This is a genomic window from Butyribacter sp. (assembly GCF_056818865.1).
Map to the genome: position 1 here is coordinate 1 of NZ_DBLYGC010000033.1, position 13,710 is coordinate 13,710.

Annotated in this window: 16 protein-coding genes, 1 pseudogene and 1 other annotated feature; of the genes and pseudogenes, 14 read left to right on the forward strand and 3 right to left on the reverse strand. The window is 36.1% G+C overall.

Annotation, left to right across the window (positions count from 1 at the left end):
• The 5 genes from ACZLXV_RS12370 to ACZLXV_RS12390 form a co-directional block, all read left to right on the forward strand.
• Positions 1-522, forward strand: a 522-nt coding sequence (locus ACZLXV_RS12370; protein ID WP_482383619.1) for a tyrosine-type recombinase/integrase, incomplete at its 5' end; no start/stop codon positions are given.
• Between the two features lie 252 nt (positions 523-774).
• A complete protein-coding gene (locus tag ACZLXV_RS12375) occupies positions 775-1,572 on the forward strand; it encodes a carbon-nitrogen hydrolase family protein (RefSeq protein WP_022224235.1) in 798 nt (265 codons plus the stop codon).
• Between the two features lie 35 nt (positions 1,573-1,607).
• Positions 1,608-2,135 carry an NUDIX domain-containing protein gene (locus ACZLXV_RS12380; RefSeq protein WP_482383620.1) on the forward strand — a complete coding sequence of 176 codons (528 nt, stop codon included), beginning with the start codon at positions 1,608-1,610 and terminating at the stop codon, positions 2,133-2,135.
• Between the two features lie 164 nt (positions 2,136-2,299).
• Positions 2,300-4,141, forward strand: coding sequence for an ABC transporter ATP-binding protein (locus ACZLXV_RS12385; protein WP_482383621.1), 1,842 nt, complete (start codon positions 2,300-2,302; stop codon positions 4,139-4,141).
• Complete coding sequence (locus ACZLXV_RS12390; RefSeq protein WP_482383622.1) at positions 4,138-6,003, forward strand: ABC transporter ATP-binding protein; 1,866 nt, start codon at positions 4,138-4,140, stop codon at positions 6,001-6,003. The genes ACZLXV_RS12385 and ACZLXV_RS12390 overlap by 4 nt, the downstream gene beginning before the upstream one ends.
• A gap of 273 nt (positions 6,004-6,276) precedes the next feature.
• On the opposite strand, the gene ACZLXV_RS12395 is transcribed toward ACZLXV_RS12390, so the two are convergent.
• Positions 6,277-6,609 (reverse strand): type II toxin-antitoxin system RelE/ParE family toxin, encoded by a 333-nt coding sequence (locus ACZLXV_RS12395; protein ID WP_482383623.1) that lies wholly within the window; start codon positions 6,607-6,609, stop codon positions 6,277-6,279.
• A complete protein-coding gene (locus tag ACZLXV_RS12400; protein ID WP_482383624.1) occupies positions 6,606-6,869 on the reverse strand; it encodes a type II toxin-antitoxin system prevent-host-death family antitoxin in 264 nt (87 codons plus the stop codon). Before ACZLXV_RS12400 ends, ACZLXV_RS12395 begins: the two co-directional genes overlap by 4 nt.
• A gap of 310 nt (positions 6,870-7,179) precedes the next feature.
• Between ACZLXV_RS12400 and ACZLXV_RS12405 the strand changes: the two genes are divergently transcribed.
• The 9 genes and pseudogenes from ACZLXV_RS12405 to ACZLXV_RS12445 all read left to right on the forward strand — a co-directional run bounded on the left by ACZLXV_RS12405 (position 7,180) and on the right by ACZLXV_RS12445 (position 12,745).
• Positions 7,180-7,485 (forward strand): hypothetical protein, encoded by a 306-nt coding sequence (locus ACZLXV_RS12405; protein ID WP_482383625.1) that lies wholly within the window; start codon positions 7,180-7,182, stop codon positions 7,483-7,485.
• Positions 7,486-7,496: 11 nt separating this feature from the next.
• Positions 7,497-7,979 carry an NUDIX hydrolase gene (locus ACZLXV_RS12410; protein ID WP_482383626.1) on the forward strand — a complete coding sequence of 161 codons (483 nt, stop codon included), beginning with the start codon at positions 7,497-7,499 and terminating at the stop codon, positions 7,977-7,979.
• 101 nt (positions 7,980-8,080) lie between these two features.
• The gene (locus ACZLXV_RS12415; RefSeq protein ID WP_482383627.1) at positions 8,081-8,338 is read left to right on the forward strand and encodes a Rossmann-fold NAD(P)-binding domain-containing protein; all 258 of its coding nucleotides are present in this window, start codon (positions 8,081-8,083) and stop codon (positions 8,336-8,338) included.
• Complete coding sequence (locus ACZLXV_RS12420; protein WP_482383628.1) at positions 8,310-8,900, forward strand: 2-hydroxyacid dehydrogenase; 591 nt, start codon at positions 8,310-8,312, stop codon at positions 8,898-8,900. Before ACZLXV_RS12415 ends, ACZLXV_RS12420 begins: the two co-directional genes overlap by 29 nt.
• Before the next feature lie 68 nt (positions 8,901-8,968).
• On the forward strand, positions 8,969-9,427 hold the full coding sequence (locus tag ACZLXV_RS12425; protein ID WP_022224948.1) for a GNAT family N-acetyltransferase: 459 nt from the start codon (positions 8,969-8,971) through the stop codon (positions 9,425-9,427).
• Between the two features lie 153 nt (positions 9,428-9,580).
• Complete coding sequence (locus ACZLXV_RS12430; RefSeq protein ID WP_482383629.1) at positions 9,581-10,294, forward strand: endo alpha-1,4 polygalactosaminidase; 714 nt, start codon at positions 9,581-9,583, stop codon at positions 10,292-10,294.
• 96 nt (positions 10,295-10,390) lie between these two features.
• A pseudogene (locus ACZLXV_RS12435) lies at positions 10,391-10,627 on the forward strand (response regulator); the annotation flags it as partial.
• 279 nt (positions 10,628-10,906) lie between these two features.
• Positions 10,907-11,148: a binding site (T-box leader), on the forward strand.
• Between the two features lie 57 nt (positions 11,149-11,205).
• The gene (locus ACZLXV_RS12440; protein WP_022224945.1) at positions 11,206-12,210 is read left to right on the forward strand and encodes a bile acid:sodium symporter family protein; all 1,005 of its coding nucleotides are present in this window, start codon (positions 11,206-11,208) and stop codon (positions 12,208-12,210) included.
• Positions 12,203-12,745, forward strand: coding sequence for a hypothetical protein (locus ACZLXV_RS12445; RefSeq protein WP_022224944.1), 543 nt, complete (start codon positions 12,203-12,205; stop codon positions 12,743-12,745). The genes ACZLXV_RS12440 and ACZLXV_RS12445 overlap by 8 nt, the downstream gene beginning before the upstream one ends.
• 8 nt (positions 12,746-12,753) lie before the next feature.
• Here the strand turns inward: ACZLXV_RS12445 and ACZLXV_RS12450 are convergent, their stop codons facing one another.
• The gene (locus tag ACZLXV_RS12450) at positions 12,754-13,659 is read right to left on the reverse strand and encodes an AraC family transcriptional regulator (protein WP_482383630.1); all 906 of its coding nucleotides are present in this window, start codon (positions 13,657-13,659) and stop codon (positions 12,754-12,756) included.
• Between the last annotated feature and the right edge of the window lie 51 nt (positions 13,660-13,710).

Genomic DNA, 13,710 nt, shown 5'->3' on the forward strand with positions numbered 1-13,710 from the left:
CGCAAATATATCATCGGACCAACCAAGCGGAAAAAAGTGAGGATTGTTGATTTTGGAGATACGCTGGTAGAGATTTTCCGTAATGCCCGGAAAGAGCAGTTAAAAAATCGAATGCAGTATGGAGAACTTTATCACACGAACTACTACAAAGAGGTCAAAGAGAAAAACAGAGTGTACTACGAGTATTATTGCTTAGACAGAACAGAGGAAGTCCCGGCAGATTATAAAGAAATTTCTTTCGTCTGCTTAAGACCTGATGGCTGTCTGGAACTTCCGACTACTTTGGGAACGGTATGCAGAAAGGTAGCAAAAACATTAGAGGGATTTGAAGGCTTTCATTTCCACCAGTTACGTCACACCTATGCAAGCAACCTTTTAGCAAATGGAGCTGCCCCAAAAGATGTGCAGGAATTGTTAGGACACTCAGATGTCAGTACCACAATGAACGTCTATGCTCACTCCACAAGAGATGCGAAACGAAAATCGGTTCGGCTTCTTGATAAAGTGGTAGGCAATGACTAAAAAATTTCCCTTATTTCCCTTGTGATTATCTCATAAGGGCAAAAATAAGGGAAACTACATATCATTTCACTAATGGACAGGCGGGAAAGCCTATAAAATGGGGAAAGTTAGAGAGATAATTATATAAATTCCAGTTTGTCAGCCGGAATTGTTAATGTATCAAATAATGCCGATATAATAACTGGTAGAAACGCACTTTATCCGGTAGAATAATACAAACTGGGCATTGTAAAGAAACAAGAGGTGAAAATCATGCGCATTGCTTTGGCACAGATGAAAACATACAAAAATATGCAGGATAATTTGAATAAAAGTATCAAATTAATCAAAGAAGCTGCGAATCATAATGCAGATATGATTCTTTTCCCGGAAGTTCAATTGACAGAGTTCTTTCCTCAATATAAAGGCAAAGATGTTGAAAAATATCTTATTAAAATTGATTCAAAAGAAGTACGGCAGCTTCAGGAGGCAAGCAGGAAAAATTCTATTATTTCCATACCCAATATATATTTGGAGGAAAACAGAAAGCCATATGATGCAAGTTTATTTATCGGAACAAATGGTAAGATACAGGGTATTCAGAAAATGGTTCATGTTGCACAGGCTGAGAAATTTTACGAACAGGATTATTATACTCCGTCAGATGATGGATTTAAGGTGTTTGATACGATATATGGGAAGATAGGAATTGTAGTCTGCTTTGACAGGCATTATACTGAAAGTATCAGAACAGAAATGCTGATGGGAGCAGATTTGATTGTAATTCCGACAGTGAACACAAAAGCAGAGCCATCCGAAATGTTTGAATGGGAATTAAGAGTACAGGCATTTCAAAACAGCGTGGCTATTGCAATGTGTAACAGGGTAGGAACGGAAGGACAGATGGACTTTTCGGGAGAATCCATTGTCATTGATGCAAAAGGAAATGTTGTTGCAAAAGCAAAGGATGAGGAACAGATTTTATATGCGGATATTGATCTTTCTGACTCTGTGAAAATCAGGAAAGACAGACCATATACAGATCTTAGAAGGACAGAATTTTATCGATAAGTAAATGCTACAAAAAGGAAGATGGATTAGAAAATATGCATAGAGAACTAAAAATTAATTTGCAGGATACCGAATGGAAATATGATTATATTGACCATGACAGGAATATCGCAAGAGCGATTGTTTACGATGAAAACGGATATTTCTATTTTGTAAGAGCAAAGAGAGATGATGACTTTGGAAAAGCAACATTGATTGAAACAGCTGGAGGTGGTGTAGAGGAGGGCGAAGACCTGATTGCTGCTATAAAAAGGGAATTAAAAGAAGAATTGGGTGCAGAGGTAGAAGTGGTATGCAAAATCGGAGTTGTAAGTGATTATTATAACCTTATTCATAGACATAATATCAATAATTATTTTCTGTGTAGAGTTAATTCGTTTGGTGATAAAAATCTGACCGAAGATGAGATAAATTGTTTTCATTTGTCTACATTGAAATTACCTTATGAAGATGCAGTTAAAGAATATAAATACAGGGCAAATACAAGATTAGGAAAACTTGTAGCAAACAGAGAATTACCTATTTTATATCGTGCAAAAGAAATGATTGACTCTGGTGTTTAGGTATGCAGATGACTTAAAATGTTTTATTAAAGTTTAAACTGATTGAAAGTGAGGTACAATTATGGTGGTATTTTGGCGTATTAGAAATATCTGATGGCATGAAACTATGTTAAGTAGTTTTATGCAGAGAATGGTGCAATAAACTATTTAATAAGGAGAATACCATGATATTTCAGGATAATATTGCAAGAAAATATTTGCAGATATATAGCAAAAAGTACGGAATTTTAAACAATTTTTATTTTTATTGTAAAGAGAGTTTCATTTATGATAAGTTAGGATTTATTTTATCGCTGTTTTTAGTGCCAGCCGGGATTATAAAATCGTTGGCTTCGATATTTATTCCTAAACTTGTGATTGATTCACTTGGAAATTTTAGAAGTGAATATACATTTTTGATAAATATTATTATTGTAACGGTTGTTATTGCTGTTTCGTCTGTTGTCGAACTGTTGGCAAAAAATACGATGGATCACAATATGAATTCATTTGTACTGATACAGCTCAACAAATTGTGGGTTGAGAAAGTATCAACCATGGATTACGAAGTATTTACATCAGAGCTTGGAAAGCAGTCTGCAAGTAAGGCGAGAATGACACTTGAGGGAACAACAAGATGGGGCATAGGTACATATATTCCAAGATTATTGGAATTATTAACGAGTTTTATCGGCATTATGATATATGGTGTGATGCTCATATATGTTCATCCTCTTGTCCTTGCTGCTCTTATCACAGCATATGCAGTAAATATGGTTGTGACTCTTTATGCAGAGAAGAAAAAACAGATGCTAAAGGACGATGCTGCAAAAGCAGAACGAAAAATGAATTATTTTGCATATAACACCAGAGGTTTGAGCATAGCTAAGGACATCAGAGTATATTCCATGAGAGAGTGGATTAGTCAGATGGCTGGAATGGCAAGGCTTGATAAGAAAAAAGTAGATGATAAGGTTCAAAGCTATCAATTGTTTGTTGTTATCGTCAACGGTATAGTCGTATTGCTGAGAGATGGTTTAGTATATCTGATATTGATATGGCTTACTCTTAAAGGTGACATTACTATTGGCAGCTTCGCACTGTATGCAGCCGCAGTAAATGGTCTTGGTGAGTGGTTAGCGCAGATAACGACAGGAGTTGGTGCATTTCGGGAAAGTGATAATAATGTAACTGATTTCAGACAGTTTCTTAGTTTGCCGGACGGAAAGACTGGTTCTGAGGAGAAATTGGAACTTTCCGGCGCTCCGAGCATAGAACTGGATAGTGTCTCGTTTTCTTATGACGGTGAGAATAATGTGTTAGATAATGTATCATTAAAAGTGAAACCGGGTGAGAAAATTGCTGTGGTTGGTTCCAATGGAGCCGGAAAGACTACACTTATCAAATTAATATGTGGCTTGCTGCATCCGTCAGACGGGCAGATATTGATTGATGGAATCCCGATTTCATCTGTTGCATGGGAAGATTGTTCAAAGGCAATATCCGCAGTTTTTCAGGAATCTGTGTTGCTGCCTGTCAGTATTAAGAGAAATATTGTCATGAATGATAAAAAAGTTGATGAAGAAAGGCTGGCTCGTATTGTAACTCTTGTAGGGCTTGAGGATAAGATTGCTTCATTGGAAATGGGACTGGAGACACCGTTAGTAAGGCATATCACTGAAAATGGAACGGAATTTTCAGGCGGTGAAGTTCAAAAACTTTTGTTGGCACGAGCAATCTATAAGGAATCTCCTGTTTTGATTCTTGATGAGCCTACAGCCGCAATGGATCCAATTGCGGAGCAGAATGTTTATCTGCAATATAACGAGTTATCTAAGAACAAAACGGCTTTCTTTATTTCGCACAGACTGTCCTCTACAAGGTTCTGTGACAGGATAATACTTATTGATGGCGGCAAAATCAGAGAAGCCGGTACACATGATGAACTTATGGATAAGGGTGGTCTGTATCATGATATGTATATGATACAGAGCAGATATTATCAGGAGGGGGTGCTGGCAATATGAAAAAGAACGGCAGAACCTTCTTAGATGACATTAAATTGATTAACCGCGGAATAAATGAATTTGAGATATTTCTTCCGGGACAGCTTAAATTGTTGTTCGTATATTCTGCGATAACCATGCTAATACCGTATATTGGTATCTGCATGACATCTATAGTTATAAGTGAGCTCAGTTCGCAGCAGCGGGTATGGGTATTGACTGTGAGTGTAACTGTTGCAATTATGCTGACATTGATACTTACGATAGTATCGGCAGTTATCAATAAACGGATTTCGGTTGGTTATAACCAATTGTTTCCGGCACATGAGATTAGACTTAATGAGAAAGCAAATGCTATGAAATTTAGTCTTTTGGAAAATGAAAAGATTAGAGAATTGCGTGATGAAGTATCTGGAAGCATAAGTTGTTCAGGTGCAGGCATGGGAAGTCTTTACTGGGACTGTGAAATAATCTTTAAGGCTTTGTTTTCAGCAGCGACTGCGATTGTGCTGTTGGCATTTAATGCAGGTGTTAAGGGAACTACACTGGGATTTGACAACACTTTGTTTGGATTTGCAAATTCTGTCTGGGGATATTTGGCGTTGACAGTTATTATTATCATTTCTGCAGCCATATCATCGAAAATGACGAGCAAAATATTTGATGTTTCTTTTGATGTATTCAAAAACGGTGCTAGATACAATCGGTATGCAGACTATTACAAGCTGGAATACCTTTCTGACGATAAGTCAGCCAAAGATGTTCGTCTGTATGCTCAGAAAAATCTGATTTTGGACGAGGTCTTGGATAAGTGTTATATTCCGTTTGCAGAGGGTGACAAGAGAGAAAAAGATGCTTCGAGCAAAAATAACGGAATCATGCTTTTGTTAAGTGCTCTTACAGGTGGATTTGTCTATATCCTTGTTGGTGCTAAGGCGATAAATGGCAGTATAGGGATAGGTAATGTATTGCTTACATATTCTGCTGTTACAATGCTTATCAAGGCACTGACGGATTTTGCGATGACATTTACTGACCTTAGAAATAATAATGAGCATTTGCTAAGATACTTCGATTATATTTCTTTGGAAGAAGAAGCCGATGCTGCGGATAAATCTGTTGCTTGTAATTATGCACAGGTAAATATTGACAATGTATCGTTTCAGTATCCGGGCTCTAAGAATTATGCACTTAGAAATGTGTCTCTTTTCATAGAAAATGGACAAAAGATTGCAATAGTCGGAGCCAACGGTTCGGGCAAGACAACTTTGGTAAAGCTGATATGCGGATTGTACGATGTTACAAAAGGTTCTATTAAGATTAATGATACAGTGGTAACAGCACGAAATAGAAATGAATGCGGAAAGTGGCTGTCGGCTGTATTTCAGGATTTCAGCCTGCTGGCTCTGCCGATAGGTAACAATATTTCAGCAGGCAAAGTATATGACGAGTCAAAAGTTTGGAAAGCGTTGGAAAAAGTCGGAATCAGGGAAAAGATTGAGGAGTACCCTGAGAAATTAGAGCAATCCCTGTTTAAGGATTATGATGATGAGGGCGTGGAACTGTCCGGTGGTGAGGCACAGAAGATAGCCATAGCGCGAGGCATTTATAAAGATGCGGCTTTGATTATACTTGATGAGCCGACAGCAGCACTAGATCCGTTTGCAGAGTATGAGATTTTTACAAAGATGAAGGATATCTCTCAGGATAAAACGACGATATTTATAAGCCATAGGCTTTATTCATGTAAATTCTGCGATAAAGTAATCGTTATGGATGGCGGTGAGATAGTACAGGTGGGAACGCATGATGAATTAGTTAAAATCAAGGGCAGGTATTCAGAAATGTGGAATGCTCAAGCAAAACATTATGTAAATAACTAAAAATATCAGAAGAAAACAAAATGCGAAAGGCATCAATGTTCTATGATATGTTGGTGCTTTTCGTGGAAAGGTGGATTATAAACAAGGAATACCGATTGAAACCTGTCTGGAGGAGATTGATTGATGAAAAGACCGAAGGCTCTGCATAAGGCAATGAACTAAAAAAGAAACCAGCGTTTTGCCCTCTAAGAATTGCTTTGCAATTCTTAGAGGCTTCTCACAATGTTACGAGCACTATAACATAAAAAATGAAACTGCATAAAAACAGATTCCTTAAATGAGGGGAAATCCCTGTCGAAGAATGGAAGTCCAGTTACTTTTCTGATAGAGAAAACGGACGATGATTACAGTCTGTTTTTCTTCATCAATCGTATAAAAGGCAAGGTAATTATTGATTATCACAAAACGAATGCCCAAGCTTGCCAGTAACGGATCATCTACCAGACGGAACTTCTGTGGCAGGTCGGCTAATGAGCCTATCTGTTCAGTCGCAACATCTAACAGATTATCTGAGGCAGTGGGATTTTTTAGGGTAAATTCGATGTAATCCGCAGCACGCATAATATCATGCTCTGCGGTGGAAGTGATATGAACCTGATAGCTCATCGACTGCGACGGCTCCTGATATCAGCCATAGCTTCGGAAAATGGTCTTGTACTGCCTGTGGCAATATCGTCCATTCCTTCCTTAATCTTGCTGTAAAGTTCAAAGCGGCTGTTCATTTCTTCGTAGGCTTCAATGCTCATAACAGCAAGATCACCTTTTCCATTCTTCGTAATAAAAACTGGTTCAGAATAATTATGACAAAATGTAGAAATTTCATTGTAATTATTCCTTAAATCAGCACTTGATTTGATTACGGGCATAAAAACACCTCCTAGTATGATAACAAAATTATACACAAATTTTGTTATGGAGTCAACAGATATATCATTAGCGTTAACATTATGCGGCTATGGGGATTGCGACAAATTTATTACACATCAGAAAGTCCCATGTACGACATTTTTTATGAAAAAGTTGTACATGGGTGTCTATAAATATCAGAACAAAAGTTTATTTTTCAAGTAGATTTATGATTTCTTTATATGCTTCCAAATCCCTGATACTTTCATAAAATTTATTTCCTGTTTTAAAATCATGTTTTTCCAGGTTACTATTGCCCTTGAAATATCATTGCCAGATATAGAAATATTTGACTATACAGCATTTAAAACGATTTGTCAGGAAATGATCGCAAGTCTGCCATTAGCGGTTCAAAGAAAAATAACAGACAGAGAACAAAAACAACGAGCTCAGAAAACAATGATAGATCTAAAGAAGGATGCTCAGTTTTTAATTAAAATACCTAAAACATATAGTGGCAAAATCGTTTTACAGACAAAAGAAGAAATTGTTCATGTGACCGATGTTGATTTTCAGGGAAATCTTGGTATTTCTACAAATACAGGCGAAATTTTACTGGAACAAGATATGAATTAAGGAGGACGAAAGTGAAAATTATAGATATTGTTGGCGAAAATTATTTGGGGAGTTGGGATAAAACCAGAACCGCTTGTAGAGGTATAGTTATAGATGGGGAACATATGTTACTTTCATATGAAACAAAAACAAATCAGTGGATGATTCCGGGCGGAGGTGTGGAAGATAATGAAAGTGATGAAGAGTGTTGTATTAGAGAAATTGCTGAAGAAACAGGTATAGAAGTGGAACCTTTGCGTTTTTTGTTAGAAATTGATGAATACTATGAAAATTGGAAATGGGTTAATAAGTATTTTATCTGCAAAGCAGTAGGTACAACTCAAATAAAACAAACGGAGGAAGAGAGGCAAGCAGGTATGGAACCAAGATGGCTTCAAATAGCTGAAATTAAAGATATCTTTTCAAAGCATAATCTATATAATGGAATAGATGAGATGCGTAGAGGAATGTATTTGAGAGAGTATACGGCATTGCGTGTTATGCAGATTCCATGATATACTTATAGCGTAATTATGTCATGTGTAGCTATGTAAAATTTAGAAAATTATTAGATATTCAATCAATAGAATTTATAAGGATAATGGGAGAAATAGATATGAACGAGAAATGTGTGGTATTAAATGCAAAGAAAATGAATTTTGATGGTAAGTTGGATTTTTCCATTTTATCTTCTAATGTTACAGTATATGATGATACAACCGAAAAGCAGTTGTTAGAACGTATTCAGGGTGCAGAAATCATTGTGACAAAGGAGATGGCTGTGAGTGAAGAAATGATACAGAGATTTCCGGAATCTGTTAAAATGATTTGTGAGGCAGGTACAGATGAAGATGCTGGCATGTGGAAACCATGACAATTTTACCGTAAATCTTCAGGTTCCACATGTTGAGGTAAACGGTAAAACACTTGGTATTATAGGGGCAGGACATATTGGCAGGAAAGTCATGCAGATTGCACAGGCGCTGGATATGAGCATACTTGTTTACACGCGGACACCAAGAGAGGATGAGAAAGGTATCCGCTATGTATCGCTTGAGGAATTACTTAAAAATAGTGATTATATTTCTATGCATTGTCCATTGACAGAAAGCACAAAACATATGATCAACAGAGAGACGTTATCACTTATGAAGCCTTCAGCGTTTGTCATTAATACTTCAAGAGGTGCGCTTATTGATGAGGCTGCTCTTATAGAAGCGTTGGAAAATGGTACGATTGCAGGAGCCGGACTTGATGTTCAGGAGACAGAACCACCTGAAGAAAACAGCCCTCTTTATACTATGGACAATGTCCTTTTAACACCTCATATGGGATGGAAAGGACTTGAGACAAGACAGCGGTTGGTTTCTATTCTGGCGGATAATATAAAGAAGTTTATGGAGGGAACTCCAATCAATGTAGTATCAAGTCTATAGTATCCGGCAGAATAGTTATAAGTAGTAAATGTGCTGTATGGTGGATTGCAAAGGGGAACAGATAAAGAATGAATGAAAAATTTAATGTAAGAAAAGCAACTGAAAAAGATATATCAGAGATACAAAATATGATAAAAGGTTTGGCAGTTTATGAGAAAAGACCTCAGGACATGACGGCTTCAAAAGAAGATTTGTATTATTGGATTTTTGAAAAGAAAGTAGCGACAGTATTGCTCGCTGAATACAATAATGAGATAATAGGATACGTTATTTATTATCCGGTATTCGGCTCGTTTGCCGGGGAGGCAGGAGTTCATTTGGAAGATTTGTTTTTGGATGAAAAATACCGTAACTGTGGATTGGGAACAGAGTTTTTTTCAAAAATAAAAGAATTTGTCAGGCAGGAGGGGTACTCAAAAATAGAATGGAATTGTCTTGAATGGAATATACCGTCAATTTGTTTTTATAATAAAATCGGTGCTGTACAAGAGCATGGAAGAAAATATTTTATTTACAGCTGCAAATAAAAATTATACAAGGGGATGTTAAATATTTTACAGAAAAAAATCCAAAAAACGGTAGTTTTGTTTTTAATATTTGTTCTGCTTTTTATTATGATGGGTTTCTTAGCAAAAGCTTATAAGAAAAAGACGTTGGCGAAAAAGGAGTATGGTGTCTTTTTGAGCACAGATTCCTCAGCAATGGAGCAGATAAAAAAATATAAAACGGTTGTGATTGACGCACAATATTTTAAAAAAAGGGATATTGAATCACTTCATAAAAATGGAACAATGGTATATACATATCTGAATATTGGATCTATTGAGAATTTCAGAAAATATTATACAACTTATAAGAAACTGGCAATTGGTAAGTATGAGCATTGGGATGAGGAACAATGGGTGAATGTAGCCAGTCCGGATTGGCAGAAATTTATGACAAAACTGGCACGGGGACTATATAAAAAAGGTATTGATGGTTTTTTTATTGATAATTGTGACGTATATTATTATGCTCCACGAAAGAGCATTTTTGATGGACTTACAGTGATTTTGAAAAATATCATGACATTTGGGAAAAAAGTCATTATCAATGGTGGAGATACTTACGTCATGAAATATAAGGAACATTATGGTACAATTAATAATATTATGACAGGCATAAATCAGGAGACTGTATGGAGTTGTATTGATTTTGATAAAGGAACATTCAGTGAGCAGAAAAAGCAGGAGAGAGATTATTTCTGCAAATATCTTAAAGCATGCAAAGCAGATGGTGTTGAAGTGTATTTGTTGGAATACACAACCAGCCGGAAATTAACTCGTAAAATAGAAAAATATTGCAAAAAACATGGGTATTATTTTTATATTTCAGACTCCCTTGAATTGGATTAGGCTTTGCTTTAGCATTATCAGGTATTATTTTTGCCGGAAATTATTTATTTGAATAGATTTCGCGACAGCGAAATCTATTCAAATAATGTACAGGAAACCTTTGATGTAATTCTCATGGATATCATGATGCCTGTGATGGATGGTCTGACTGCTTCTAAAAAAATACGGGCAATGGAGCGTCCTGATGCAAAGACAATTCCTATTATAGCAATGACAGCAAATGCGTTTAAGGAAGATGCAGAGAGGTGTATCATAGCAGGAATGAATGCAAATCTGGCAAAGCCATTGGAGATTGATAAGATTATTAGTGCGATTCATGAAAATTTAATCTGATTTCGGCAGCAGAGAAGATAAAGGAACAGCAGCAGTTTTCGCAGGAAGAATAAAATTTTGTACAGACTTATATTTCATGAGAAGTTAGATTTAGACAGTAAAGGATATTGTGATTGTCTGAGCATACCTGAATGGAAGTATGGGTAAATACTTGAGTGGTTTGTACACATCAATCTCTGCGTTAAAGTGCCACAGCGAAAATAATTCATTCAAAAAAAGTCTTGACATATAATTGCTGAGTATTATAATACATTAGTAAATAAAACAAAATATGTTCACCGAAATTCGTTGATGAGAACAAAGCCTGATGTGGATTTATTTACAGAGAGCCTGTGGCCGGTGTAAACAGGTAATGACCAGATTAGGATATCATCTTTGAGAAGCGGGTTGAAAGCTTTATAGAAGTTTGTAGACCTCGCCGGTATCCACCGTTATATGGATGGCATATGCTGGTATGCTTGAGAGTTGTAGTTTATTACTACAAAATTAGGGTGGTAACGCGGATGATATTCGTCCCTTTTTTAGTCAGATGACTGAAGAAGGGACTTTTTTAGTGGACATATACAAGGAGGAACAAAATGAAAGTATTACAAAAGACTAGCAAATTTTTATCAGATTACACTTCAATTGTTGTAATAGCAATCGCTGTTATAACATTCTTTGTACCAGGCATTATGTCTTGGGTAAATTATAAGTTGTTTGTAGATTTTGCAGCAAATAAATTTACAACTCAGTCGATAATTATTGGAATTATTATGTTTAGTATGGGTCTTACACTGACTGCACAGGATTTTAAAATATTGGCAAAAAGACCGTTTGATATATGTGTCGGTGCAATTGCACAGTATCTTATAATGCCGTTTCTTGCATTAGGAATTACAAAGGTACTCGGACTTTCAGATGCGATAGGACTTGGTCTTATTCTTGTAGGATGCTGTCCGGGAGGTGTATCATCAAATATTATGTCTTACCTTTGCGGCGGAGACGTTGCATTTTCAGTCGGCATGACAACTGTATCAACAATCCTTTCTCCGTTTATGACACCGCTTTTAGTATCTTTCCTTGCAAGCGGAACACATATCTCAATTAAGGCATTGCCTATGTTCGTGTCTATTGTAGAGACAGTAATTCTTCCGGTTGCACTTGGATTTTTGCTCAACTACTTGTTTGGTAAAAAGAAAACATTTGTTGAGTTACAAAAGATTATGCCGGGAATAGCAGTTCTCGGTCTTGCATGTGTTGTTGGAGGAGTTGTTTCGTCACAGGGTTCTAAATTCTTTGAATCAGGTGTTGTAATCTTTGTGGCAGTTCTCTTACATAACGGACTTGGCTATTTGCTTGGATATGGTGCAGGTAAGCTTGTCGGAATGAATACAGCAAAGAAAAGAACAATCTCTATTGAGGTCGGTATGCAGAATGCGGGACTTGCCACAAATCTTGCCACTACAACAGCACAGTTTGCATCAACACCTGAATCTGCTATAATATGTGCAGTATCATGTACATGGCATTCTATTTCAGGAACATTGCTTGCTGGAGCATTTGCGCTGAAAGATAAATTAAAGGAAAAAAATAATGGATAAAACAGCCGAAAATGAATACCGCGTGACGGTAAATAACAGTATTTTTCATACAAAACTAAGAGGAACTCATGTTGTAATTTTATTTATTGCATGCTTTGCTGCACAGTTTTCAATTTATGCAGTTACCCAGAAAATGTTTAATATTCAAAATTATTATGTTGAAGAGTATCTGCCTGAGGCTGCTTTTATAATTGCTCTTTTGGTGGTATGCATTTACTATTATATTGTAGATAGGCGAACGAATGGTGTTATGCAGATGACAATACATTTTCTGGATACCTCTATGGAAATATGTATTAAAGGAAAGAAGAGCATTGTAAAGTATAATGATATTGTTGAGGTCAGCAAGATAATGGTGATTGACCGTATACATACTGAAAAAGGCTGTTACAGGATGAAGATAAAATGCCACGGCAGAACAAGTCTTGAGTTTGAGACGACAGAACAGGAGTATGATAAGCATTTGGATTTTGAAGAGACAGAATTGTATGTTTTTTATAATGCATGCAGGAAAAACGGCTTGAAATGCTGCTAGTGTACTGATTATTTATCAGGGAAATCTAAAAAAGATAACCTGTAATCGTTAGGTGTATTTCCGGTAATTTTTTTGAATACACGGGAAAAATAAAATTCGTTTACAAATCCGTTTTCTAAAGCAATTTCACGCAGTGTGATATGGCTTGAACGCAGCATTTCCTGTGAGCAGAGAATGCGGAATTCATTTAAATACTGAAAAATCGTCATACCGGTATATTTTTTAAAACGTCGGTTAAGATAATCAAAATTACTGTGCAGGGCATTCTCAATGTCTCTGCCGGTAATTTTTTCTTTGTAATTTTCTTTTAAATATTCTAATAGATTTGTCATGTTCTGATTTTCAAATTCACGTTTTGCTGAGAGGAAGGAATCATCACATAATCTCGTTATCTCCCCAAGTAATTCTATCAGTTTTGCAGCGGTAATACATTGATAATATTCGAGCATTTCATGATATGATTTTTTCATTTCACGGCACATTCTGTAAATACTTTTATAATTGGAACTGCCTGATTTAAAATGTTTGGGAACAATTAAATGATTTTCCAGTATATTCTGGCGTTGAAATATATTCATGGCATTTGTACGGCTTGATTTTGCCAATTCCATGTATTCTGTTTCTGTCAACGTTGTTTCTGTGGCATTTTCCCATGTGAAATGTATATAAAAATAATGGACGGCTGATGTTTTGTAACCTTTATGACATCTTTTAGGGTCTAAAATAATATAGTCGCCTTGTGTGAGATGATATTTTTTTCCATTTTCTTCTATATACATATTGCCTTTTACGATGTAAAACAGGACAAATTCCATGGGCTGACGTTGGAAATGTATAAATTCATAATTGTTATCAATATCATTTGCGTATATTATTTTTGGTAAAGTATTTAATGGAAAATGAAATGCAATCATGTCTGTCTCCTTTGTATCTGAGTGCTCTTTGAGGTTTTGGAAACAGTATAT